The following is a 20260-nucleotide window of genomic DNA, read 5'->3' as shown; positions in this document are numbered from 1 at the left end:
CGTTCGCCGTCCCGGTTTGATGCTGGTTGGGCGGCGGACTTCCCCTTTCAGGCAAGTCGGGCGCCACGCACGCGCGCTGAGAGTGAACTGGCGTTAGTGATGAAGGGCACGCCCCCGGCCGGACAACGCGATGCGTGTCCGGGTCAGCGTTGCTCTCGATCAATCGAGAGCGCAGGACGCTTAGAAGCTGAGATCAAGCAGCGAGGCGTTAACCAGCGCTAGTACAGGCGGCCGCCTTCGAGTGCGGGGCGGTCGATGTTCAAGAGTACGACGTTGCCGTTGCGGTCGGGGAAGCCGAGGCAGAGCACTTCCGACATGAACTTGCCGATCTGCTTCGGTTCGAAGTTCACGACGGCAGCGACGCGGCGGCCGATCAGTTCGCCGAGGTCGTAATTCTGCACGACTTGCGCGGAGCTCTTCTTGACGCCCAGCGGATCGCCGAAATCAATCCAGAGCTGGTACGCCGCCTTCTTGGCTTCCTCGAACACCTTCACGTCGACAATGGTGCCGAGGCGGATGTCGACCTTGAGGAAATCCTCGAAGGAAATGATGGGCAGGCGCGCATTGGCTTGCGGATCGTCGGCCATGGACGTTTCTCTCTCCTATTGCCCGATCTTTGCGGGCTCGGTGCGAGGCCCGTCCGGCCCCATCACGATTTGATCGACTTCGAGTTGGGCGTCTTTCAACTGCCCCTCGCAACGGGCTTTCAAGGCGGCGCCGCGTTTGTAGATACGGATAGAGTCCGCCAACGGCACATCGCCGCGCTCCAAGTGCGCGACGATTTTTTCCAGTTCGGCCAGCGACTCCTCGAACGAGAGCGTGGCGGGATCGGCGGCGACGGTTTGACTCATAGCGTACAAAGTATGGGGTTGAACGGCAGTCGGCAATCGGCACTCGGCAATCAGAACGCAGAAAACCGGGAATTCCCGACTGCCGCCTGCCTATTGCCGACTGCCGTCACTTCACTTTTTCGTAGCGGCGGTAGGACCAGTAATTGTCCCGCCCATCCTCAACCTCCCGCCAGCCTTGGCGTTTCAGGATCGGGCGCATCATGCGGTTAAACCAGCCGTGGGCGCAGAGCAGCACGTTCTGGCCGCGCAGCGCCTGTGCGGTAAGGGTGGCTACAGCGGCCTCGGCGCGGACCTTGGCTTCGGCGTGGCTTTCGACCTCGCCGTGGCCGCCGAGCATCCACGAGGCGCGGGACCAGATGCCCCAGGCGCGCGGGCTGCGCTTGCCGATCAGTGCTGGCGGCGGCAGCGGCGCTTCGACGAACACCGGATCGGTAATGATTTCGCGGCCGCCCGCGACCATCTCGGCGGTGTGGATCGCGCGCGGTAATGTTGACGCGAAAATGATGTCGCTGGCGCGCGCGTGTTCTGCAAGTTTTTCGGGCGGGCGCTCATCGGGATGCAGACGCGCGAGGTCGTAATTTTTCCACCACGCGCGATAGCCTTCGCGGTCGATGCGGACTTTGCGGTCGGCATGCGGCTGGCCGTGGCGCGCGATTACGATCTGACCGATCTTCGCGGCTGAACGGCGATCTAGCGTCTCGTCGGGCGCCATGGTCGTCGTCATTCTGACCTTTCGCGCGGCCGGACGCCCCCTCCCCTTGAGCGGGTCTATCCGCGCTGCAACGCGTCCACATAGGCTTTGGCCGAGTGGGCGAGCGCGGCCAAGTCGTATCCGCCCTCCAGAGTCGAGACAAGACGACCCTTGCAGTGTCGTAACGCCAGCGCCCGCAGTTCTTGCCCCGCCCAGGCGAAATCCTCAGTTTCCAGTTCCATCTGCGCGAGTGGATCGGCCTTGTGCGCATCGAAACCGGCGGAGACGAGGATCAGTTCGGGGGCGAATGAATCGAGCGCCGGGAGCACGTGCTGCTGCATTGCAGCGCGCCATTGCCGGCTACCGGCGCCGGCAGGGAGCGGTGCGTTGACGACGTTGTGGGCGATGCCGGTTTCGTTGGCGGCGCCGGTGCCGGGATAGAGCGGCGATTGGTGCGTGGACGCGAAGAACAGGCGCGGTTCTTTTTCAGCGATGGTTTGTGTGCCGTTGCCGTGGTGCACATCGAAATCGACGACAGCGACTTTGCTTAGCCCGTGCGCGTCGAGCGCGTGCATGGCGGCGATGGCGACGTTGTTGAAGATGCAAAATCCCATCGGCGTGATCGGCTCGGCGTGGTGGCCGGGTGGGCGCACGGCGCAGAACGCGAGATCGCCTTCGCCTTGCATCACGGCGTCGACCGCAGCAACGCATGCGCCGGCGGCGCGGTAGATCGCTTCGCGCGAACCGGCGGAGATGTAGGTGTCTGGATCCAAGCGCACCCGCGCGTCTTGCGTTTCGGCGAAGGCGGGTTCGAGTGCATCAATGTAGCGCCCAGGATGCACACGCGCGATGGCGTCACGTGACGCGAACGGCGCTTCGCGGCGATCGAGCGCCGCGCCTTCAAAGGCATCCAGAACGGCTTGCAGGCGGCCGGCGTGTTCGGCGTGGCCGGGCGGCGTTTCGTGCCCGAGCATGGACGGGTGCGTGAAAAACAGCATGCGCGTGATTTAGCGCGATGACCCATCCACGCCAAGGCGCACTATTGGGGCGTTGGGCACTGCATCTGTTGGTGGCGCTCACTCATCGCCATCAAACGATTCTGGTCGAGTCCGGCCATCGAGTCGTTCACGCGGCCGATCTGACGATCCATACGGGCGTGCTGTTCATCAACGCCCTCAGCGGCGCGTGACGCTTGCGCCATCGAGGCCGCGGTGCAAGCGGCGCCGAGACCGGGGATCGCACACGTTAGGCCCACGCCGAAGCCCACAGACACCTGCTCGCGCCGGCGGCGTTCCGCCTCTTCCTGCATCGCTTGGTTTTCGGCGAGGAGACCTTCGGTATCGAGCTGGCTGTTCATCTGCATGCCGGCGGTCATCATCTCGGCGTTCATTTGATCGCAGGTCATGCTCTCAACCGGCAGCAACGGCGCGGCCTCGGTTTGGGCGTCAGCTGGTGTTGCGCACATGGCGGTGAAAGCGGCGGCGGCGAATATGTACTTGAGCATGGGGGCTCCTACACAGCGGGTGGCAAGCTGACACAAAAAACGCGCAGGAGACAATCGTCTCTGCGCGCGGGTTCACAACATAAAGGACCGGCCGGGACCGAAAGGCTTCAGCAACCAAGCAAAGAAGTGAGACAGAGTGCGCATCGAAAATCCCTCCCGAGGACAATGCGAAAGGAGGCTGCGCTCGCGGCGCTGAACACCCGAGAACGTGAAAATCAGAAACCGTTCAGACGCGGTTTTTCCGAAGCGAGGATTACGCCGGTTGCGGCGCTGTGCGATCGTGGCCGCTGGCCTCGCTAACGGCAGCGCCGAGCGCTGCGTTAGTGTGCGGCGTTGTCAGCGTCGTGTCGGCGCCGGCGACATGGGCGAGGACTGCGCCGACACCAGCGCCGGGCGCGAGGGCGATAATGGCGGCGTCGGGCCAGACCGTGCGTAAGCGGCGGATGAGCTTCAGGGCCTTGGCGTCGGGCAAGGCCAAGTTCACCAGTGCGAGTTGGACGTGGATCTGCTCGGCGATGAATGCCGCCACCCTGCCGCTGCCGGTTTCGTGGGTGGTGAAGCCCATGTTTCGGAGCGCGTCGGCCATTTCGGCGCGCGCGACATCGTCAGGCTCAACAACGAAGGCGGCGCCACGCATGGGGAACCGGTCTTCTTGGCGTCGCGTGCGAGCCGTCCATTCAAGCGAGGCGCCCATGGCAATCCTCCTCTCTGATCGGGAAACGTACGGTTTCTTACATTTGATCCCGAGAAAGGTGCTCAACGCACGGTAACCAAAGGATTTTCCAAGGAAAAGCGAAGGGCGTCGCGGAGGAGCAACCCGCGACGCCCTTCCTGTTACCGCACCGAAATCGTCAGCTTGGGAGCTAAGGGACGATTGGGGCGGCTCGGCTGAGGACGGCCAGCGCCATCGGCGCGAACACCGCGCACGCGGCGATGAGGAGGTAAATCTTGGTCATTGGATTTCTTCTGAACTTCGCCTTGCACCATTACGCGATAATCTGCGCGGCTTGCATGGCTGTGACGAAGGCAGCCGGCGCAAACAACAGAGTCGAGAGAACGAGGCTGGAAAGGCGTGCGGTGCGGGTCACTGGTTGATCCTCAAATCGTAACGGTGTCGCTGCGATGAGGTGAAGGTAGGCGGGCGCTGAGCGTGCCGCCGTGACGAGCGTCACGCGAAACCGCTTACTGCGCTTCGCAGATTTCCGTCAGCAGCCGGCGCAGCGCCATGTTGCCGGTGATGCGCACGATCGCGTCGGGACAATTGTCACGTTCGACGGCGCCGGCCACCGCGTCCCAAGAATCGAACTTGCCGGTCTCGGCCAACGCGACCGCGTGCGCCTTCAGTTCGTGCATTGAGCAACGGAGCGTTCTCGGTGGGGCTTCCTCGAACATTGTGCAAACACGCGCTGCTAAAGCGGACACAAATCCCGGCGGATGTGCGGGAGCACAATGGCAACGGCTCTCAGCCGCACCGATGCAGTCAAACGAGCGCGGTGCGCTAACGTACGCCCAGTGTGCGAGTCGGTCCATGGCGTTCGTCCGATACCGCACCGCACAACTTAAAGCTTTGGATCGTGACCTTGCCGCGCGTGGTGGCGGACCTGGCCCTCGTCGCGGCAGTCGAAAATCTGGCCGCAGTCGGGGCAGACGATCAGGTGCTCGACCGGACTCGCCGGGTCGGCCCGTTCGCACAGTCCCTCGACCGTGGTTTCCCGCTTTGCCCGCGTCATGACGATTACCTTGCGGAACCTCTTAGGCCGCGCAAGCGGCGGCTTGCTGTTCCGCTGCAGGAACATGGCTGACCGATCGGACGGCGTTTCGCAGCTTGGGAGGGCTGTTTCAGCGAAAAGTCGTTGCCGGGGCGCGTGCGCGGCGGTTAGTCGGCTGACCGATTTTCCAAGGACCGACAGATGAAACCTCGTTCCCTCGCCTTTGCCGCGATGCTGCTTGTGAGCTTTGTGGCGCCCTCCTCGGCGCAACAAAGCCAGCGCTCCTGGTTCGAGGGAGGTCCGACGCCGCTGAAGTATGAGCTGGCGCTCGTGCCAAACGTCGAGGCCGGGACCTTCACGGGCGACGTGCGCATCACCATCAACAGCGACGCCGAGTTGGCGGCGGTGACGATGAACGCGATCGACCTCAACGTGACGCGGGCGACGATCGACAATTCACAAGTGGCGACCTCGGTCGACGCCGAAGCGCAAACCTTGACGCTGACGCCGCGCCGGGCGCTGCGCGGGGGCCGTCACACGCTCCGCATTCAGTATAATGCGCGCATCCTGGACGACCCCTACGGCCTCTTTCGCGTCCAGTACCAGGACGACAACGGCCAGACGCGCCGCATGATCGCGACGCAATTTGAGCCCGCCGACGCGCGGCGCATGCTGCCGCTGTGGGACCAGCCGAACCGGCGCGCGGTGTTTGCGCTGACGGTGACGCACGCGACCGATCAGATGGCGGTGGGCAACATGCCCGTGGCGCGCACGCAGCGGCTCTCGGGCGGGCTCTCGCGCACGACGTTCCAGGATACGCCGGCGATGCCGAGCTATCTATTGTTCTTGGCGGTTGGAGACTTCGAGCGCATCACGCGCGATGTCGATGGCGTGGAAGTTGGCGTCGTGGTGCGGCGCGGTCAAACGGCGCGCGCGCAATACGCGCTGCAGGCGGCCGAGCAGTCGATCAATTACTATCACGAGTATTTCGGCATTCGTTATCCGTTGCCGAAGCTCGATATGATCGGCGTGCCAGGCGCCGGCGGTTTCGGCGCGATGGAGAACTGGGGCGCGATTCTCTATTTCGACCAGTTCCTCCTGCTCGACGAAGCGCGCTCCAATGAAACCGACCGTCAACGCGTCTTCAGCATCGTGGCGCACGAAATCGCGCACCAATGGTTCGGCAACCTCGTCACCATGAATTGGTGGGACGATCTGTGGCTGAATGAAGGGTTCGCGTCGTGGATGGCGGCGAAAGCCGTCGCGGCGCGACATCCGGATTGGCAGCCCTGGCTCTCGCAACTCGCGGACGGCTCGGCCGACGCGGCGGCGCTCGATGCGCGCGAAGGCACGCACCCGATCGTGCAGACGGTAAACACTATCGACGACGCGAACCTGGCATTCGACGACATCACCTACGACAAAGGCCTCGCGGTGCTCCGCATGCTCGAAGCGTATGTGGGCGAGGAAGGCTTCCGCCAGGGCGTGCGCGATTATCTGAATGCGCACCTCTACGGCAACGCACGGACGCAAGATCTCTGGACCGCCGTGCAAGCGGCGTCGGGCCAACCGGTGCTGGAAATCGCGCGCAGCTACACGACGCAGCCGGGCTTCCCACTGCTGACCGTGCAAGGCGCCGACTGCCGTGGCCGCAACAGTGACGGCACGATCCGGATCACGCAGCGCCGCTTTGCGCTGGACGAGGTGTCGCGCACGAACGAGTTGTGGTCGATCCCGGTGGTGGCGCAGCGTGTCGGCGGCGAGCCGGTGCGCGCGGTGCTGCCGCCGCAAGCGCAGTCGACGATCGATGTCGGCGCGTGCGGCACGTACATCGTCAACGCGGGGCAAAGCGCGTTCTTCCGCGTGAAGTACGACGAGACGAACTTCCGCCGCCTGGTGGAAGCGTTCCCGCAACTCGACGCGGCGGACCAGTTGGGCCTGTTGCTCGATTATTTCGCGTTCGGCCGTTCGGGCGATGCGCCGATGACGGACTTTCTCGAACTCGCCGACCGAGTGCCCGCGAGCGCCGACCCGGTCGTGATCACGAACACGGCAGAGTCGCTGGTGGCGCTGGCGACGTATGCACATGGCCGGCCGAGCGAGGACGCCGTACGGGCTTATGTGCGCGGGCGGCTGCAGCCCTATTTCGCGCGCGTCGGCTGGGATGCGCGTCAGGGTGAAAGCTCAAACGAGGGCAAGCTGCGCGCGACCTTGATTGGCTCGCTGGCGGCGGTGGGCGATGAGGCGGTGATCGCCGAAGCGCGGCGCCGTGCGGCCACTCCAGACGCCGTGCAGGCGGGTATTCGCGATGCGGTGCTGACGGTTGCAGCGGCGAATGCCACCGAGGCCGAGTACGAGGCGTTGGTCCAGCAAGCGCGCTCCACCACGGACTTCGTGGAACAGCGGCGGCTGTGGGATCGCGTGGCGAAAGCGCAGGATGAGGCGCTGGCGCGGCGCAGCCTCCAAATGGTGCTGGGCGATGACATCACGCGTCAGCTGCGGCCAACGGTGCTGAGCGATGTGGCGGAAGTGCATCCGCGCCTGGCGTGGGACTTCCTAGTCGCCAATCGCGCGGCGGTGGAAGCGTTCCTCGATCCGCTGTCGCGGCTCGAATATCCGACCACGATTGCCGACAACAGCTCCGATCCGGCCGTGGCCGACGCGCTGATCCAGTATGCGTCGAACCAACCGGAAGGCGCGCAGCGGACGGCGGCAGGCATTGCGGCGAGCATCCGGCTCAAGGCGCGCACGGTGCGCGATGCGATGCCGGCGGTGGAGCAATGGATCGCGCGGCGCGGCGCGGCGGGGCGCGGGCGGTAGTCTCTCGATCCAAGCAGAAACGGAAAGCGGCCCGGTGACGGGCCGCTTTTTGTTTGCGCTCAGTTCTTCAGCCGATAGCCAGTCTTGAAGATCCAATAGATGATGCTGAGGCAGAGCAGCAGGAAGGCGCTCGTCGCCGCGACGCTAATCCAGATGTCCACGTCGGCGGCTTCATCGCCGTAGAACGCCCAACGGAAGCCGCTAATCAGATACACGATCGGGTTGAACAGCGTGAGCTTCTGCCAAAGCGGCGGCAGCATATCGAGCGAGTAGAACGTGCCGCCGAGGAACGTGAGCGGCGTCAGGATCAGCATGGGCACGATCTGCAGACGTTCGAAGCCGTCGGCGAGCAAGCCGAGGATGAAGCCGAACAAGCAGAATGTGACCGCGATCAGGATCAGGAACAGCACCGCCAGGATCGGGTGTTCGATCTCGAACGGCACGAACAGGCGCGCCGTGGCGAGAATGACGAGGCCGATGACGACGCTCTTCGTTGCGGCGGCGCCGACATAGCCGAGCACGGCTTCAATGGGCGCCACGGGCGCGGAAAGCAATTCGTAGATCGTGCCGGCCCAGCGCGGCATGTAGATGCCGAACGAGGCGTTGGAGACGCTTTCCATCAGGATGGTCAGCATGATCAGGCCCGGCACGATGAAGGCGCCGTAGCTGACGCCGCCGATGTCGATCATGCGTGAGCCGATCGCTGCGCCGAACACGATGAAATAGAGCGAGGTCGAAAGCACGGGCGAGAACAGGCTCTGGCCAATGGTGCGAAACCAGCGCGCCATTTCGAACGTGTAGATGGCTTGGACGCCGTAGAGGTTCATTTGCTGTGCACCAGGGAAACAAAGATGTCTTCAAGCGAGCTCTGATCGGTGTGCAGGTCCTTGAAGTCGACGTGGAGTTCGGTGAGGCGCTTTAGGAGCGCGGGGATGCCGGTGTCTTCAGCTTGGGCGTCGAAGCTGTAAACGATCTGGCGGCCTTCGCTGCAGAGGTCGAGATTGAAACCGTTCAAGCCTTCGGGCAGCGCAGCGATCGGCGCGGGCAGATCGAGCGTGAGCTTCTTCTTGCCCATACGGCGCATCAGCGCCTTCTTCTCTTCGACGACGATGAGTTCGCCTTGATTGATGACGCCGACGCGGTCGGCCATCTCTTCGGCTTCTTCGATGTAGTGTGTGGTGAGAATGATGGTAACGCCCTGCCCGCGAAGGGCGCGCACCATTTCCCACATGTCGCGGCGGAGTTCGACGTCGACGCCGGCGCTGGGTTCGTCGAGGAAGAGAATCTTCGGCTCGTGGCTAAGCGCTTTGGCAATCATGACGCGGCGCTTCATGCCGCCCGAGAGCGCCATGATCTTCTCGTCTTTCTTGTCCCAAAGCGAGAGATCGCGGAGCACTTTCTCGATGTGGCCGGGGTTGGCGGGAAAGCCGAATAGGCCGCGGCTGAAGGTGACGGTGTCGATCACGCGCTCGAACGCATCGGTGTGCAATTCTTGCGGGACGAGGCCGATTTTCTTGCGCGCCTGTTTGTAGTCGCGCTGGGTGTCGTGACCGTCGGCGGTGATCGTGCCGCTGGAGGGCGTGACGATGCCGCAGATGATGTTGATGAGCGTCGTCTTGCCGGCGCCGTTGGGGCCGAGCAACGCGAAGATCTCGCCCTGCATGATGTCGAGATTGATGGGCTTCAGGGCCTGCAAGCCAGACTTATAAGTCTTGCTCACGTCCTTCACGGAAATGATGGGTTGCAAAATTCGACTCGGGGGTGATGGCTCGGGAGCGGCGGACATAAGGCGGGAAACCGGCTGGGGCTAGTGGCGTTCGATAATCCGGAGACGTAATGCGGAAATCGTCCGCCTGACGCCTTATCTCAAAGACGATGCAGCCGGCTCAAATCCTACAACCCCGCCCGCAGGGCATCTATTGCCCGAAGGCGGACCTTTACATCGATCCAACGCGGCCGGTGGAACGGGCGTTGATCACGCACGGGCATTCGGATCACGCGCGCGCCGGTCACGGCCGCGTGCTGGCGACGGCGGAGACGCTGGCCATCATGGGCGCGCGCTATGGGGCCGAGTTCGCAGGCTCGGCGCAGGCGCTGCGCTATGGCGAACGGCTGGACATCAACGGCGTGACGTTCTCGCTGCACTCGGCGGGGCACGTGCTGGGCTCGGCGCAAGCGGCGGCTGAATGCGGCGGGACACGCGTGGTGGCGAGCGGCGACTATAAGCGTCAGCCTGATCCGACCTGCGCGCCGTTTGAGGTGGTGCCGTGCGATGTGTTCATCACTGAAGCGACGTTTGCACTGCCCGTGTTCACGCATCCGAGCGCGGAGCATGAGGTGCGGAAGCTGCTGGCGTCCGTCGCGATGTTTCCGGAGCGGGCGCACATTGTCGGCGCCTACGCGCTCGGTAAAGCGCAGCGTGTGATGGCGACGTTGCGGGCGTGTGGATGGGACAAACCGATCTATGTGCACGGCGCGCTGATGGCGCTGACGGACTTGTATCAGAAGCTGGGCGTTGAACTCGGTGAGATCCGCCACGTTACAGATGCGAAGAAGAGCGCATACGAGGGCGCGATTGTGCTGTGTCCGCCTGGGGCGTTGCAGACGCCATGGGTGCGGCGGTTTCCTGATCCGGTGACGTCGGTCGCGTCCGGCTGGATGCGGATACGGGCGCGGGCGCGCCAGCAGGGCGCGGAGCTACCGCTGGTCATCTCCGATCACGCCGATTGGGGCGATCTGCGGCGCACCATCAAAGACACCGGCGCCGGCGAGATTTGGATCACGCACGGAGAAGCGGACGCGCTGGCGCATTGGTGTGAAGGCCAAGGGCTGAAGGCGAAAGCGTTGCACCTTGTCGGCTATGGTGATGAAGGCGAGCCCGCGGGCGCCGAACCGGGCGCGGCTGCATGAACCGGTTCGCGGCCCTTCTGGACGCGCTCGCGTACGAACCGCGGCGCTTGGGCAAGCTTGCGCTGCTTGAAGACTATTTCCGCACCACGCCAGATCCCGATCGCGGCTGGGCGCTGGCGGCGATGACAGGCGGGCTGACGTTTAAGAACGCGAAGCCGGGGCTGGTGCGTGCGCTGGCTGAGGAGCGCACCGACCCGGTGCTCTTCGCGCTGTCGTGGGATTTCGTCGGCGACATGGCGGAGACGGTTTCGCTGATGTGGCCGGCGGATCAAACGCGCGCGAATGCGCAGCTGACGATCACGGATGTGGTCGAGGGTTTGCAGACGACGGCGAAGGAGGATTTGCCGGCGACGGTGGCGAACTGGCTGGATCGGCTGGATGAGAATGGCCGTTGGGCGCTGTTGAAGTTGATTACGGGCGCGTTACGGATTGGGGTTTCGGCGCGGCTGGCGCGGACGGCGTTGGCGCGGTTGGGTGGCAAGGAGCCGGACGAGATCGAGGATGTCTGGCACGCGGATGCTGCGCCCTACCCGCATCTGTTTGCGTGGCTAGAGGGGCGCGGCGCGGCACCGACATTGGCGACCACGGTGCGGTTTTATCCGCCGATGCTCTCGCATCCGATCGAGCCAGAGGAATTAGCGGCACTCGATCCGGCGGAGTTTTGTGCTGAGTGGAAGTGGGATGGCATTCGCGTTCAAGCGGCGGCGGGCAAGGACGCCGGCGGCAAACGGGTGGCGCGGCTCTATTCGCGGACGGGCGACGATGTGTCGGGCGCGTTTCCGGACTTGGTGGCGGGATTCGATTTTGACGCGGTGCTGGATGGCGAGTTGCTGATCAGACGCGGCGGTGGGGTGCAGGATTTCAACACGCTGCAGCAGCGGCTGAACCGCAAGACGGTGACGGCGAAGATGATGGCGGAGTTTCCGGCGTTCATCCGTGTCTACGATCTGCTGGCGCTCGGCGATGAGGATTTGCGGACGCTGCCGTTCGCGGAGCGGCGAGCGAAGCTTGAGACGTTCGTGCGCGATCGTCCGCTGGCGCCGATCGATCTATCGCCAATGATTCCGTTTGAGACCTGGGATGAGCTTACGTTTGCGCGCGCTGATCCGGCGGCGGGTGGCGCGGGTGTGGATGCGGAAGCTGTCGAAGGCGTGATGATCAAGCGGCACAATGCGCCGTATCTAGCCGGGCGACCCAAGGGCTATTGGTTCAAGTGGAAGCGCGATCCGATGGTGATCGATGCGGTGCTGATGTACGCGCAGCGCGGCTCGGGGAAGCGTAGCTCGTTCTACTCGGACTATACGTTTGGGGTTTGGACCGATGAAGGCGCGCTGGCGCCGGTGGGCAAGGCGTATTTTGGCTTTACCGATGAAGAGCTGGCGCAGCTCGATCGCTTCGTGCGCAACAATACGGAAAACCGCTTTGGGCCGGTGCGTGAGGTCACGCACACGGCTGACAAAGGCATGGTGCTGGAGGTGGCGTTCGAGGGCTTGCAGCGTTCGACGCGGCATAAGAGTGGCGTGGCGATGCGGTTTCCGCGGATATCGCGAATACGCTGGGACAAGAAGCCGAGCGATGCGGATACGCTTGAAGCGCTGTCGAAGTTCTTGAACCGGGGTAGCGGCGCCGAGCGTTAGGGTGCGCGCACTTCGCGGACGGGGCGGCGCACGGGTTTGGGTTTGCGCTTCAGGCGTTTGGCAAACTCACGGCCCGAACGCGACTCCTTCAGATTGTTGTAGATAGTGTTGATCTGGCCGGGCGTGGCCATCAGTTCGAACTTCGCGTGCAGCTCGGCGCCGGGTGTTTCGCATTTGCCGATGACGACGCTGTCACGCAGAGCAACCGGCGCGACGGCCATTGCGGCGTGCGCGGCGGTGTCGATCACGCGCGTTTGCGCCGGATCGGGCAAGTTCATCAGCAGTTCGAACCGCGCGAGACCTGGCTTAAGCGCGAAGAGTCCTTGCACGGCGCGGTAGGTGGCGTCGGCGAGACCGGGCGTCATCAACGCCGCGCCAATGTGCGACGGATCGTAGAACACGGCCATCGGCACGCCCTGCTCGCTTTGCGGCAAGATGCGCTTGTAGGTCAGAGGTCCGGCGCCCCAGAGCAGCTTCTGCTCCACGCGGGCGGTCGACGTCGCGGTGTCGACGAGGATGGTCGTGCGCGCAGGCGCGAACACGAATGCCAAACCGCCGAGCAGAAGAAGAAGTGCGAAGGCGGCGGCCGCCCAAATCCAGATGTCCATCGTATCCCCCGCCCTGTCTTAGCTTGGAACCATTGCCGGGCGGTAGGATTTGTCTGGCGGCGCAGCAACGGAGGGAACCCAGTGGCTCATTTTCGCATCATGATCGCATGCCTCGCCCTCCTCGCGATGGCCGCTTGTGGCGACCGGGAAGGCTCGGTTGGGGAATTTTCCAACGACTTTCTCGGCAACGAGATCATGGTCGAGGCGCTGCACGATCCGGAGATTCCGAACGTGGTCTGCCACATGACCTATTTCGACCGTAGCGCGCTGGACCGGCTGCGGCAGGGCAATTGGTTCGAGAACCCGTCGAACTCAGCGGTCTCGTGCCAGCGGATTGGGCCGATCTCGTTGGCCGGGTTGGACATGGACCGCTCGGGCGAAGAGATTTTCTCGCAACGGCAGAGCCTCTTTTTCAAGAACGTAGCGCTGCGGCGGATTGTGGATCTAGAGAACCTCTCGATCGTGTATGTCTCGCACTCGCGCGAGATCGTGGAAGGTTCGGCGAAGATCGATATCTCGACCGTGGCGCTGACGCCGGACGAAGTCGCGGCGGCGCGGGCGCGCTAGCGATTGGCTCTGGACGCTCGTATAGCGACGCGAGAAATGCGTGAGGAGCAACGCCATGCCCGATGTGAAGGTGAAGTTCGTCGCAGGGTTTGGACCCATCGTGAAGGACGGCGCGAGTAAGGCGCTCTACGGCGACGCGCTCGGGATCGCGCTTGAACAGCAAGGCGACATCGAAGGCTACTATCATTCCGAGAAGCTGGATGGCGTTCGGCACTTTGCGCTGTGGCCGTTGTCGCAAGCTGCGCAATCGTGCTTCGGCGCCGATGCCTGGCCGTCGCATACGTCGGCGCCAAATGCATGGATCGAGTTCGATGTGGACGATGTCGCCGAGGCATGCGCGGCGCTGAAAGCGCGGGGCTACACATTGCTGGTCGATGCGCGTGAGGAGCCGTGGGGTCAGACGGTGGGCCGCTTGCTCAGCCCGGAGGGCCTCCTGGTGGGCGTGACTTTCACGCCCTGGATGCGCTAGCCGCTTGCCGCGCCGGGCCGGAATGGCGCCAATCCCTTGGCGCCGTTCGTCCGTATGGGGCGTTAGGCAGCCAAAGCCGGAGTTTTTCATGCGTCCGATCCGCGCCGCCCTTGCAGCCTTGGCGATCTCGCTCGCGGCCTTGCCCGCGTGGGCGAGCCCGAGCGAGGTCGAACGCGCGCTGCCAGGGGCGCAGAAGACCGGCGAAGCCAGCTACCATGTGCTCGGCATCCACCTGTTTGACGCCGAAGCCTACGCAGCCGGCGGCGACTTCTCGTGGAACCGGCCGTTTGCGTTGACGCTCAGCTACCACCGCGCCGCGCGGCAATCGACGCTGCTGAACCGGTCGATCAGCGAGATGACGCAGCGCGGGGCGGGCAATGCGCGGACGCTGGCGCCGTTGCGAGCGCAGCTGGCGCGCTGCTTTCCGGACATCGCGCGCGGCGACCGCGTAACAGCCGTGAGCACTGGGACGAACACGGCGACGTTCTACTACAATGGCGCTGAGCGTTGCGACGTGCAGTGGCCGGGTTTCCGGCGCGCGTTCTTCGGGATTTGGCTCGACGGCCGTGACGGCCCGGCGCGGACGATGAGCGCGCGGTTGCGCGGTGACGCCTAAGGCAACGGCGCCCAGGTCGCGATGTCAGTCCGTCGCGATTGCGCGGGCCAGACGATGTCGCGCGCTTCGCCGTCGAAATCGCGGACCTCGATGCGGATGCGCCAGGGGTTTAGCTGAGCGCGATCAATGACGAACTCGTAGCCGTCAAAGGGCACCACCTGTTCGATGGAGGGCGCGTGGGTTTCCGGGTCCAATTGGGTGGCGGCGTTTGCGCTCCAGCCGGTGGTTTGGCCCCAGGCGGTTTCCGGATTTTCGTCGGTCCAACGGCGCTGCGGCAGCGTGCGTTCGCCGACTTGCATGGAAGCGTGGAGATTGTGGAGCGTACCGGCGCGGTCGGCGATGAAGACATCGACGTAACGCGGGCCGGCTTCACCAGGCTCGACGGCGAAGCACACGTGAGACGGCGTTTGCTTGAGCCAGAGCGCGGCGCCGCTGGTGAGGTCGATGCGTTGCGCGCCCTGCCATTCCGAGACGTTGAGCGAACCATCCACGGTGACGTTGCATGGCGGCGGTGGCGGCGGCTCTTCGGGGAGAACGACGCAACTGGCCAGCGCCGACGCGGCCAGCGCTACGGCGGCGGCGCGTATCACGCCTTGGCCTTCATGGAGACGCCCGGCGGCAGCGGCGTATCGGCGGGGACGAAAAAGTCCGGCATCAAATCCTTTGTAGGATCGACCCGGTACTTATCGAAATCGCGTTCGCCTTCCTGGTATAAAAACACGTCGTCAATGAAGAAGTTGCCGGTGCATTGGCGGGACGGCTTGTTGAAGATGGCGTAGGCGGCATCCGACATGATGTCGACGGAGCGGCAGTGACGGAGGCCCTCTTCGCCCGTCAGCGCAAACTCGATGGCGGCGGTGGCGATGCCGGTGCGCGGCCAGAGCGCGTTGAAGGCGATGCCGTCGTCCTTGAACTCCTCGGCCATGCCGAGCACGCACATCGACATGCCGAACTTGGCCATGGTGTAGGCAACGTGGCCGGCGAACCAGCGCGGGCTCATGTCGAGCGGCGGCGATAGCATCAGCACGTGCGGATTGGAGGATTGCTTTAGGTGCGGGATGCAGGCGCGCGAGGTGATGAAGGTGCCGCGGGCGTTGACCTGGTTCATCAGGTCGAAGCGGCGGACGTCGGTCTGCAGCGTGCCTGTGAGCTGGATGGCGCTGGCGTTGTTGACGAGGATGTCGATGCCGCCAAAGCGGGCGACCGCGGCCTCGACGGCGCCATTGACGCTCTCCGGCTCTCGCACGTCGACCACGACGGGCAGCGCCTGGCCACCCGCCTTTTCGATCTCTTCGGCGGCCGTGTAGATGGTGCCAGGGAGTTTTTTGTGGGGTTCGGCGGTTTTGGCCGCGATGACGACATTGGCGCCGTCGCGGGCGGCCCGGAGGCCGATGGCCAGCCCGATGCCGCGGCTGGCGCCGGTGATGAAAAGCGTTTTTCCGGCGAGGCTCATGGCTGCATTTTCCTTCTTTGCCAGAACAATACGCGCCTCTGTCAGGTCGGCAAATCGGTTCCGCGCAAGTCGTCGCGTTGACTTTGACAGGAGAGCGCCGAGCGCTACGGTCTGGGCTCGACACAATCGTTGGGAGGGGCTCCATGCGAATGATGCTTGCAGCGGCTGTGGCCGCGATCGCGCTCGCGACACCGGCTTCGGCGGGGCCATGGTCAGATGAAGCGTCACACTTGGCGTTCGTCGCTCCCGACGGCTGGAACGTGCGCCAACTGCCCGCCGAGGGCATGACCTACATATTGGCCGACGCTGGGAGCAAGGAATGCCACATCTTGGCGTCGCAACGGCCCGAGACGGCAGAAATATCGCCTGAACGCATTCGCGCCGGTGGCGAGACGCCCATTGGAAACCCCGCATGGGCGCAAATCCCCGGCGCCCTGCCGACCGTGTTCGCTGCGGACGCAGCCGTGACGCAAAGCTCCGTCGATACCTCGGCGTTCTGGCCGGTGCAGCGCGCGGACTACAATTCGCAAGGTCAAGTCGTTCACGCCGCGATCCAATTCCGGCCGGGCGTAGAATTCTGGGGCTTCTGCTTCAGCCGTACCGGCGCCGACGACGCCGCCACCTATGAGGGCGTGCTTCGCTCGATTGCCGGCACGACCGACGCCGAACTCCAGGCCAATATTGACGACCGCCGGCGCGGTCGCCGCAGAGACCAGGAAGCGCGCGATGCGGGGTCCCGTTCCGCGATGGATGAGGCCATGCGGAACACGCTGCAGGACCGGGCGATGGAAGCTGTGGGCCGTTCACAGTAACAAAATCGGGGCGTTAGGTTGAAGCCGCCCATCCCCAAGGCGCTGACGAGCTAGCTTGACCGATGCCGTACTCGGGTGGAAATGAGGCGCAAGGGACAGACGTGCTGGAGAAACTTTAATGCGGGTTCTGATCGCGGCCACTCTTGGCTTTGCCCTCGTCACTGGCGCCGCCTCTGCGGCGCCTTGGAGCGACCCGAACGGGCGGTTGGTGTTTGATGCGCCTGCGGGCTGGACGACGAGCGTCGAACAAAGCGGGGAATACACCTACGTCGTGACCGGCACCGCGAACAATGAGTGCCACATCATTTCGCGGCCGAGCCCGCGCACGGCGACGGTTTCTGCTGCGGCGGTGCGGGTAGCAGGGGCGAACGATGCGCAGTTCAACGACGCGTTCTGGCAGACTCTGGCCAATGGCTTCGGCAGGATATTTCCCGCCAACTCTGCCCAAGTGCAGTCGCACAGCCAGGATTCGTCGCAATTCTGGCCGATCCAGCGCGCGGTTATTCAGTCCCCGCAGCGGTCTGATCTCACGGCGCCGATCCAAGCAGGGTTTGAAATGCGCCCCGGCTTCGAGCTGATGACGCTCTGCATGACCTATGGTGGCCCGGACGCGACGCAAACCTATGACGCTGTGATGCGGTCAGTCGGCCATCCGAACGACGCCACGTTCCAAGCTGACGCCGAGCGCCTCGGCGCCCAGAACGCCGCCGCCAACGCGGCGGCCGATGCGCAAAACGCGCAAACGCAGGAAGAAATTGACCGCGAGGCGCGCCGGCGGCGGGTGCAACACTAACAAAAGGTTTCCGTCAATCAGCGTAAACGCTTGGTTATCATGGCATTTACGCGCCTTTCACAACGATGGTTCATACCCCATGAACCATGACGGGCAAAAATCCTGACCAAACGGTGACGCCGTTGCTGATCGCGCTCTGCGCGGGCGGCACGGCGTTGCTGTGGCCGCCACTCGCGTTATTGGTCCTGGCGCTGTTAGGCGCGCGCGTGCTGATGCGCGGCGAAGCGCGGATCGATTTCGCGCAGATGGCGGGGCCGGTTGTGGCTTCGCTGATTGTTGGCGCATTTGTTGGTCTGGCCGGCGCGATCGGCGTGCTGTTCGTGTGGCGCGTGTATGCAGACACGAGCTGGAGCGTTGCTGAGGCGAAACGTTTGGCTATGGCGGCGGGACGGCCAGCCGAAACCCAGTTCACAGCTTTGGCGCACGCGTGGGCGACGCCGTTCTATGGCGTGACGACCGTTGCGTTCACCGCGCCGCACATGATTGCGGGTTTGCCGCTCGATCTGCCGCACGTGCCTTATTACGTGCCGCTGGCGGCTGGCGTGATCGCCGCGGGCGGGTTGTTCGACTGGGGTCTGCAGCGGGCGGCGGATTGGCGGCTCGGTGAGCTCGCGACGGCGCCAGCGGCGCATTTGCTCTCGCACCACATCGTGTTCGCGCTTGGCTTTGGGCTGATGATCGACGTTTCAGCCGGCGTGTTTGCGTTGATGGCGTGGCGGCTTGTGCATGCGGCGCCGTTCGGGGCGCGAGTTTTCAGGCCCGCTTTGCCGGCTCCGACGACTTAAGCCAGCTTCACAGCCGTTCCGTACGCAAGCACTTCGGTGGCTTGGCCCTGCCCTGCATCGGTGGTTTCGAGGCGGACGCCTACGATGGCGTCGGCGCCTAAACCCTCGGCCTGTTCGACCATGCGATCCATCGCCTGCTCGCGGCTCTCGGCCAATAGCTTGGTGTATTCGTGGATCTCGCCGCCGACGATCATGCGCAGGCCGGCGACGATGTCGCGGCCGATGAAGCGCGAGCGCACGACGTTGCCGCGGACGAGGCCAAGGTGTTGCGCGACAGTGCGACCGTGGACTTCGAAGGTGGTTGAGAGAATCATATGTCGTTCGTCTCCACTTTTCGAAAACACATAAGAATTCGTACGACGAAGGCCACGGCTAAAAATGAGCCGCCGAGCAGAATGGCTATGCTGGCGAGAATGCTCATGAGGTTCGCGACAAGAGGAAGTTCGGAGGCATCCCTAACCGTCGGGTAGAAGAAGGCGATCCCGTACACCACCGAATATCCTATGACGATATTCGCTAGGCCGATGAGTGCGATAGCAAGAAATGCCCGATTTCGCCCGTGAAATTCAGCGCTCGACATTGCGATAGCGCTTCTCTTCGCCGCCGCGTTGGTCGGCGATGACTTGGGCGAGCATCCAAACGCCGCCGATGATGGTGAGCAGCACGCCAAGTGCGCCGAGCAGCATGACGCCGATCGCACCGAATGCCGCTGCGATGATGACGTGCGGGTCTTCCTGCCCGCTGAGCGCGAGCGCCATAACGGCGCCGACGCCGAGAAACCAAGAGAGGATCGATAGGCCAATGCCGCCGCAGACCAACCAGATCGCGACGTTGGAGCTGCGTTCGGGGTTGGGTGCGTTAGGCGGCGACATAGCGGGTGATCCCTTGTTCGTCGGTGACGCGGCGCGCGAGGCCGCGGCCGACGAGGCAATTGACGTGCGCGATGGCTTCGCCGGTGGCCATGCCGATCACGTCGCTGCCGATCTTGCGCGCGAACATGGCGCCGAAGAGATCGATGGCGCGCTTCGGTTCGTTGAGGCGCGAAAGAATGCGCTTCAGCGTGCGCTCGTGGCCGTCGATCAGACTGTGCAGGCGCTCGTGTAGGCCGATGAACGGCTCGTTGTGCGATGGGAGCACGAGGACGTCGTTTGGCATGACGTCCAGGAGCTTCTTGCAGGAACTGATCCAGTCTGCGAGCGGATCGCCATCGGGCTCGGTCGGGAAGACGGAGACGTTGGAGCTGATGCGCGGCAGCACTTGGTCGCCGGAGATGAAGAGCTTCAGCTCTTCTTGCCAGAGGCAGACGTGCTCGGGGCAATGGCCGTTGCCGGTGATGACGCGCCAAGGGCGGCCACCGATCTCGACGATGTCGCCGTCGGCCATGCGCTTGTATGCGTCGGGCACGCGCGACACGGCCTTGCCGAAGCCGCCGAAGCGGATCTTGTAGGAGTCGATCAGATCTTCGTCCCAGCCGGCGGCGCGATAGAAGGCGACGCCCTCTTCCGGCGCTTCGCGGCCAGTATCGGCCACCAAGACGCGGCAGGTGATGTATTCGAGACGGCTCATCCAGAGCGAGGCGTCGAACTTGCGGCAGATCCAGCCGGCGAGGCCGACGTGATCGGGATGCATGTGCGTGCAGATCACGCGCGTGACCGGTTTGCCGCCGAGTGTCTCGTCGAAAATCTTACGCCAGTATTCGCGCGATTGCTCCATGGCGACGCCGGTGTCGATGATGGTCCAGCCGTCGCCGTCTTCGAGCAGCCACAGATTGATCCATTTCAGCGCGAACGGCAGCGGCATGCGAATCCAGTGCACGCCCGGCGCAATCTCGCGCGTGACGCCGGCTTCGGGTGGGTCGCCTAGCGGATAGACCAGATTGGGTCTGATGCGCGCTTCCGCGACTTCGGTATCGTCAACGCCGTCCATGGACATGGGGCGAGTTTAGAGGCCGCGACGGCGAAACGCTATCCATGGTCCTCTCCCCTTGGGGGAGAGGACAGCGTTTGCGCGCGCAAACGCAGGCGAGGGGTACCAG

Annotated in this window: 26 protein-coding genes; 9 read left to right on the top strand and 17 right to left on the bottom strand. The window is 64.0% G+C overall.

Going from position 1 to position 20260, the window contains the following annotated elements; genetic code table 11:
* Positions 1-218: 218 nt before the first annotated feature.
* From DSM104635_RS06970 to DSM104635_RS06935, 8 genes are all read right to left on the bottom strand, one after another.
* The gene (locus tag DSM104635_RS06970) at positions 219-587 is read right to left on the bottom strand and encodes a tRNA-binding protein (protein WP_158765514.1); all 369 of its coding nucleotides are present in this window, start codon (positions 585-587) and stop codon (positions 219-221) included.
* Between the two features lie 15 nt (positions 588-602).
* Positions 603-851 carry an exodeoxyribonuclease VII small subunit gene (locus DSM104635_RS06965; protein WP_158765513.1) on the bottom strand — a complete coding sequence of 83 codons (249 nt, stop codon included), beginning with the start codon at positions 849-851 and terminating at the stop codon, positions 603-605.
* Positions 852-957: 106 nt separating this feature from the next.
* Complete coding sequence (locus DSM104635_RS06960) at positions 958-1575, bottom strand: histidine phosphatase family protein (protein WP_228445921.1); 618 nt, start codon at positions 1573-1575, stop codon at positions 958-960.
* A gap of 44 nt (positions 1576-1619) precedes the next feature.
* The gene (locus DSM104635_RS06955) at positions 1620-2540 is read right to left on the bottom strand and encodes a histone deacetylase family protein (RefSeq protein WP_158765512.1); all 921 of its coding nucleotides are present in this window, start codon (positions 2538-2540) and stop codon (positions 1620-1622) included.
* A 41-nt stretch (positions 2541-2581) separates the two neighbouring features.
* Positions 2582-3046: a hypothetical protein gene (locus DSM104635_RS06950; RefSeq protein WP_158765511.1), complete on the bottom strand. Its 465-nt coding sequence runs from the start codon at positions 3044-3046 to the stop codon at positions 2582-2584.
* 253 nt (positions 3047-3299) lie between these two features.
* Positions 3300-3683, bottom strand: coding sequence for a response regulator (locus tag DSM104635_RS06945; protein WP_228445919.1), 384 nt, complete (start codon positions 3681-3683; stop codon positions 3300-3302).
* Between the two features lie 545 nt (positions 3684-4228).
* Positions 4229-4399 (bottom strand): hypothetical protein, encoded by a 171-nt coding sequence (locus DSM104635_RS06940; RefSeq protein ID WP_158765509.1) that lies wholly within the window; start codon positions 4397-4399, stop codon positions 4229-4231.
* A 206-nt stretch (positions 4400-4605) separates the two neighbouring features.
* Positions 4606-4842: a hypothetical protein gene (locus tag DSM104635_RS06935; RefSeq protein ID WP_158765508.1), complete on the bottom strand. Its 237-nt coding sequence runs from the start codon at positions 4840-4842 to the stop codon at positions 4606-4608.
* A 114-nt stretch (positions 4843-4956) separates the two neighbouring features.
* On the opposite strand from DSM104635_RS06935, the gene DSM104635_RS06930 reads away from it, so the two are divergent.
* Positions 4957-7575: a M1 family metallopeptidase gene (locus tag DSM104635_RS06930; protein ID WP_158765507.1), complete on the top strand. Its 2619-nt coding sequence runs from the start codon at positions 4957-4959 to the stop codon at positions 7573-7575.
* A 59-nt stretch (positions 7576-7634) separates the two neighbouring features.
* Here the strand turns inward: DSM104635_RS06930 and DSM104635_RS06925 are convergent, their stop codons facing one another.
* Entirely contained in the window at positions 7635-8402 is a 768-nt protein-coding gene (locus DSM104635_RS06925; protein WP_158765506.1) for an ABC transporter permease, read from the bottom strand.
* On the bottom strand, positions 8399-9361 hold the full coding sequence (locus DSM104635_RS06920; RefSeq protein ID WP_158765505.1) for an ABC transporter ATP-binding protein: 963 nt from the start codon (positions 9359-9361) through the stop codon (positions 8399-8401). Before DSM104635_RS06920 ends, DSM104635_RS06925 begins: the two co-directional genes overlap by 4 nt.
* Before the next feature lie 89 nt (positions 9362-9450).
* Between DSM104635_RS06920 and DSM104635_RS06915 the strand changes: the two genes are divergently transcribed.
* Together DSM104635_RS06915 and DSM104635_RS06910 are read left to right on the top strand one after the other, a co-directional pair.
* The gene (locus tag DSM104635_RS06915; protein WP_158765504.1) at positions 9451-10485 is read left to right on the top strand and encodes a ligase-associated DNA damage response exonuclease; all 1035 of its coding nucleotides are present in this window, start codon (positions 9451-9453) and stop codon (positions 10483-10485) included.
* On the top strand, positions 10482-12122 hold the full coding sequence (locus DSM104635_RS06910; RefSeq protein ID WP_158765503.1) for a cisplatin damage response ATP-dependent DNA ligase: 1641 nt from the start codon (positions 10482-10484) through the stop codon (positions 12120-12122). Before DSM104635_RS06915 ends, DSM104635_RS06910 begins: the two co-directional genes overlap by 4 nt.
* Here DSM104635_RS06910 and DSM104635_RS06905 read toward each other — a convergent pair.
* Positions 12119-12730 (bottom strand): hypothetical protein, encoded by a 612-nt coding sequence (locus DSM104635_RS06905; protein WP_158765502.1) that lies wholly within the window; start codon positions 12728-12730, stop codon positions 12119-12121. The genes DSM104635_RS06910 and DSM104635_RS06905 overlap by 4 nt on opposite strands.
* A gap of 81 nt (positions 12731-12811) precedes the next feature.
* On the opposite strand from DSM104635_RS06905, the gene DSM104635_RS06900 reads away from it, so the two are divergent.
* The 3 genes from DSM104635_RS06900 (at position 12812) to DSM104635_RS06890 (ending at position 14382) form a co-directional block, all read left to right on the top strand.
* Positions 12812-13297 (top strand): CreA family protein, encoded by a 486-nt coding sequence (locus tag DSM104635_RS06900; RefSeq protein WP_228445917.1) that lies wholly within the window; start codon positions 12812-12814, stop codon positions 13295-13297.
* 55 nt (positions 13298-13352) lie between these two features.
* Complete coding sequence (locus tag DSM104635_RS06895; protein WP_158765501.1) at positions 13353-13766, top strand: VOC family protein; 414 nt, start codon at positions 13353-13355, stop codon at positions 13764-13766.
* Between the two features lie 88 nt (positions 13767-13854).
* A complete protein-coding gene (locus DSM104635_RS06890) occupies positions 13855-14382 on the top strand; it encodes a chalcone isomerase family protein (protein ID WP_158765500.1) in 528 nt (175 codons plus the stop codon).
* Here DSM104635_RS06890 and DSM104635_RS06885 read toward each other — a convergent pair.
* Positions 14379-14972, bottom strand: coding sequence for a hypothetical protein (locus tag DSM104635_RS06885; RefSeq protein WP_158765499.1), 594 nt, complete (start codon positions 14970-14972; stop codon positions 14379-14381). The two genes, DSM104635_RS06890 and DSM104635_RS06885, sit on opposite strands and share 4 nt — an antisense overlap.
* Positions 14969-15835, bottom strand: a complete 867-nt coding sequence (locus DSM104635_RS06880) for an SDR family oxidoreductase (RefSeq protein ID WP_158765498.1) — start codon at positions 15833-15835, stop codon at positions 14969-14971. The genes DSM104635_RS06885 and DSM104635_RS06880 overlap by 4 nt, the downstream gene beginning before the upstream one ends.
* Before the next feature lie 143 nt (positions 15836-15978).
* Between DSM104635_RS06880 and DSM104635_RS06875 the strand changes: the two genes are divergently transcribed.
* From DSM104635_RS06875 to DSM104635_RS06865, 3 genes are all read left to right on the top strand, one after another.
* On the top strand, positions 15979-16647 hold the full coding sequence (locus DSM104635_RS06875) for a hypothetical protein (RefSeq protein WP_158765497.1): 669 nt from the start codon (positions 15979-15981) through the stop codon (positions 16645-16647).
* A 118-nt stretch (positions 16648-16765) separates the two neighbouring features.
* A complete protein-coding gene (locus DSM104635_RS06870; protein ID WP_158765496.1) occupies positions 16766-17440 on the top strand; it encodes a hypothetical protein in 675 nt (224 codons plus the stop codon).
* An 86-nt stretch (positions 17441-17526) separates the two neighbouring features.
* A complete protein-coding gene (locus DSM104635_RS06865; protein WP_158765495.1) occupies positions 17527-18225 on the top strand; it encodes a hypothetical protein in 699 nt (232 codons plus the stop codon).
* Here the strand turns inward: DSM104635_RS06865 and DSM104635_RS06860 are convergent.
* Genes DSM104635_RS06860 through DSM104635_RS06845 form a run of 4 tightly spaced genes read right to left on the bottom strand, consistent with a single transcriptional unit; the run spans position 18222 to position 20157 of the window.
* The gene (locus DSM104635_RS06860) at positions 18222-18539 is read right to left on the bottom strand and encodes a YbjQ family protein (RefSeq protein ID WP_158765494.1); all 318 of its coding nucleotides are present in this window, start codon (positions 18537-18539) and stop codon (positions 18222-18224) included. The two genes, DSM104635_RS06865 and DSM104635_RS06860, sit on opposite strands and share 4 nt — an antisense overlap.
* Positions 18536-18805, bottom strand: coding sequence for a hypothetical protein (locus DSM104635_RS06855; protein WP_158765493.1), 270 nt, complete (start codon positions 18803-18805; stop codon positions 18536-18538). The genes DSM104635_RS06860 and DSM104635_RS06855 overlap by 4 nt, the downstream gene beginning before the upstream one ends.
* The gene (locus tag DSM104635_RS06850; RefSeq protein WP_158765492.1) at positions 18792-19097 is read right to left on the bottom strand and encodes a hypothetical protein; all 306 of its coding nucleotides are present in this window, start codon (positions 19095-19097) and stop codon (positions 18792-18794) included. Before DSM104635_RS06850 ends, DSM104635_RS06855 begins: the two co-directional genes overlap by 14 nt.
* Positions 19084-20157 carry an MBL fold metallo-hydrolase gene (locus DSM104635_RS06845; RefSeq protein WP_187448173.1) on the bottom strand — a complete coding sequence of 358 codons (1074 nt, stop codon included), beginning with the start codon at positions 20155-20157 and terminating at the stop codon, positions 19084-19086. Before DSM104635_RS06845 ends, DSM104635_RS06850 begins: the two co-directional genes overlap by 14 nt.
* Positions 20158-20260: the final 103 nt, after the last annotated feature.

Source organism: Terricaulis silvestris (genome assembly GCF_009792355.1).
GTDB lineage: Bacteria > Pseudomonadota > Alphaproteobacteria > Caulobacterales > Aquidulcibacteraceae > Vitreimonas > Vitreimonas silvestris.
This window is presented reverse-complemented; position numbering and strand designations above follow the sequence as displayed.

Coding starts and splice junctions, on each gene's coding strand:
- DSM104635_RS06970 (WP_158765514.1), bottom strand. CDS start 587: ATGGCCGACGATCCGCAAGCCAATGCGCGCCTGCCCATCATTTCCTTC.
- DSM104635_RS06965 (WP_158765513.1), bottom strand. CDS start 851: ATGAGTCAAACCGTCGCCGCCGATCCCGCCACGCTCTCGTTCGAGGAG.
- DSM104635_RS06960 (WP_228445921.1), bottom strand. CDS start 1,575: ATGACGACGACCATGGCGCCCGACGAGACGCTAGATCGCCGTTCAGCC.
- DSM104635_RS06955 (WP_158765512.1), bottom strand. CDS start 2,540: ATGCTGTTTTTCACGCACCCGTCCATGCTCGGGCACGAAACGCCGCCC.
- DSM104635_RS06950 (WP_158765511.1), bottom strand. CDS start 3,046: ATGCTCAAGTACATATTCGCCGCCGCCGCTTTCACCGCCATGTGCGCA.
- DSM104635_RS06945 (WP_228445919.1), bottom strand. CDS start 3,683: ATGCGTGGCGCCGCCTTCGTTGTTGAGCCTGACGATGTCGCGCGCGCC.
- DSM104635_RS06940 (WP_158765509.1), bottom strand. CDS start 4,399: ATGCACGAACTGAAGGCGCACGCGGTCGCGTTGGCCGAGACCGGCAAG.
- DSM104635_RS06935 (WP_158765508.1), bottom strand. CDS start 4,842: ATGTTCCTGCAGCGGAACAGCAAGCCGCCGCTTGCGCGGCCTAAGAGG.
- DSM104635_RS06930 (WP_158765507.1), top strand. CDS start 4,957: ATGAAACCTCGTTCCCTCGCCTTTGCCGCGATGCTGCTTGTGAGCTTT.
- DSM104635_RS06925 (WP_158765506.1), bottom strand. CDS start 8,402: ATGAACCTCTACGGCGTCCAAGCCATCTACACGTTCGAAATGGCGCGC.
- DSM104635_RS06920 (WP_158765505.1), bottom strand. CDS start 9,361: ATGTCCGCCGCTCCCGAGCCATCACCCCCGAGTCGAATTTTGCAACCC.
- DSM104635_RS06915 (WP_158765504.1), top strand. CDS start 9,451: ATGCAGCCGGCTCAAATCCTACAACCCCGCCCGCAGGGCATCTATTGC.
- DSM104635_RS06910 (WP_158765503.1), top strand. CDS start 10,482: ATGAACCGGTTCGCGGCCCTTCTGGACGCGCTCGCGTACGAACCGCGG.
- DSM104635_RS06905 (WP_158765502.1), bottom strand. CDS start 12,730: ATGGACATCTGGATTTGGGCGGCCGCCGCCTTCGCACTTCTTCTTCTG.
- DSM104635_RS06895 (WP_158765501.1), top strand. CDS start 13,353: ATGCCCGATGTGAAGGTGAAGTTCGTCGCAGGGTTTGGACCCATCGTG.
- DSM104635_RS06890 (WP_158765500.1), top strand. CDS start 13,855: ATGCGTCCGATCCGCGCCGCCCTTGCAGCCTTGGCGATCTCGCTCGCG.
- DSM104635_RS06880 (WP_158765498.1), bottom strand. CDS start 15,835: ATGAGCCTCGCCGGAAAAACGCTTTTCATCACCGGCGCCAGCCGCGGC.
- DSM104635_RS06875 (WP_158765497.1), top strand. CDS start 15,979: ATGCGAATGATGCTTGCAGCGGCTGTGGCCGCGATCGCGCTCGCGACA.
- DSM104635_RS06870 (WP_158765496.1), top strand. CDS start 16,766: ATGCGGGTTCTGATCGCGGCCACTCTTGGCTTTGCCCTCGTCACTGGC.
- DSM104635_RS06865 (WP_158765495.1), top strand. CDS start 17,527: ATGACGGGCAAAAATCCTGACCAAACGGTGACGCCGTTGCTGATCGCG.
- DSM104635_RS06860 (WP_158765494.1), bottom strand. CDS start 18,539: ATGATTCTCTCAACCACCTTCGAAGTCCACGGTCGCACTGTCGCGCAA.
- DSM104635_RS06855 (WP_158765493.1), bottom strand. CDS start 18,805: ATGTCGAGCGCTGAATTTCACGGGCGAAATCGGGCATTTCTTGCTATC.
- DSM104635_RS06850 (WP_158765492.1), bottom strand. CDS start 19,097: ATGTCGCCGCCTAACGCACCCAACCCCGAACGCAGCTCCAACGTCGCG.
- DSM104635_RS06845 (WP_187448173.1), bottom strand. CDS start 20,157: ATGTCCATGGACGGCGTTGACGATACCGAAGTCGCGGAAGCGCGCATC.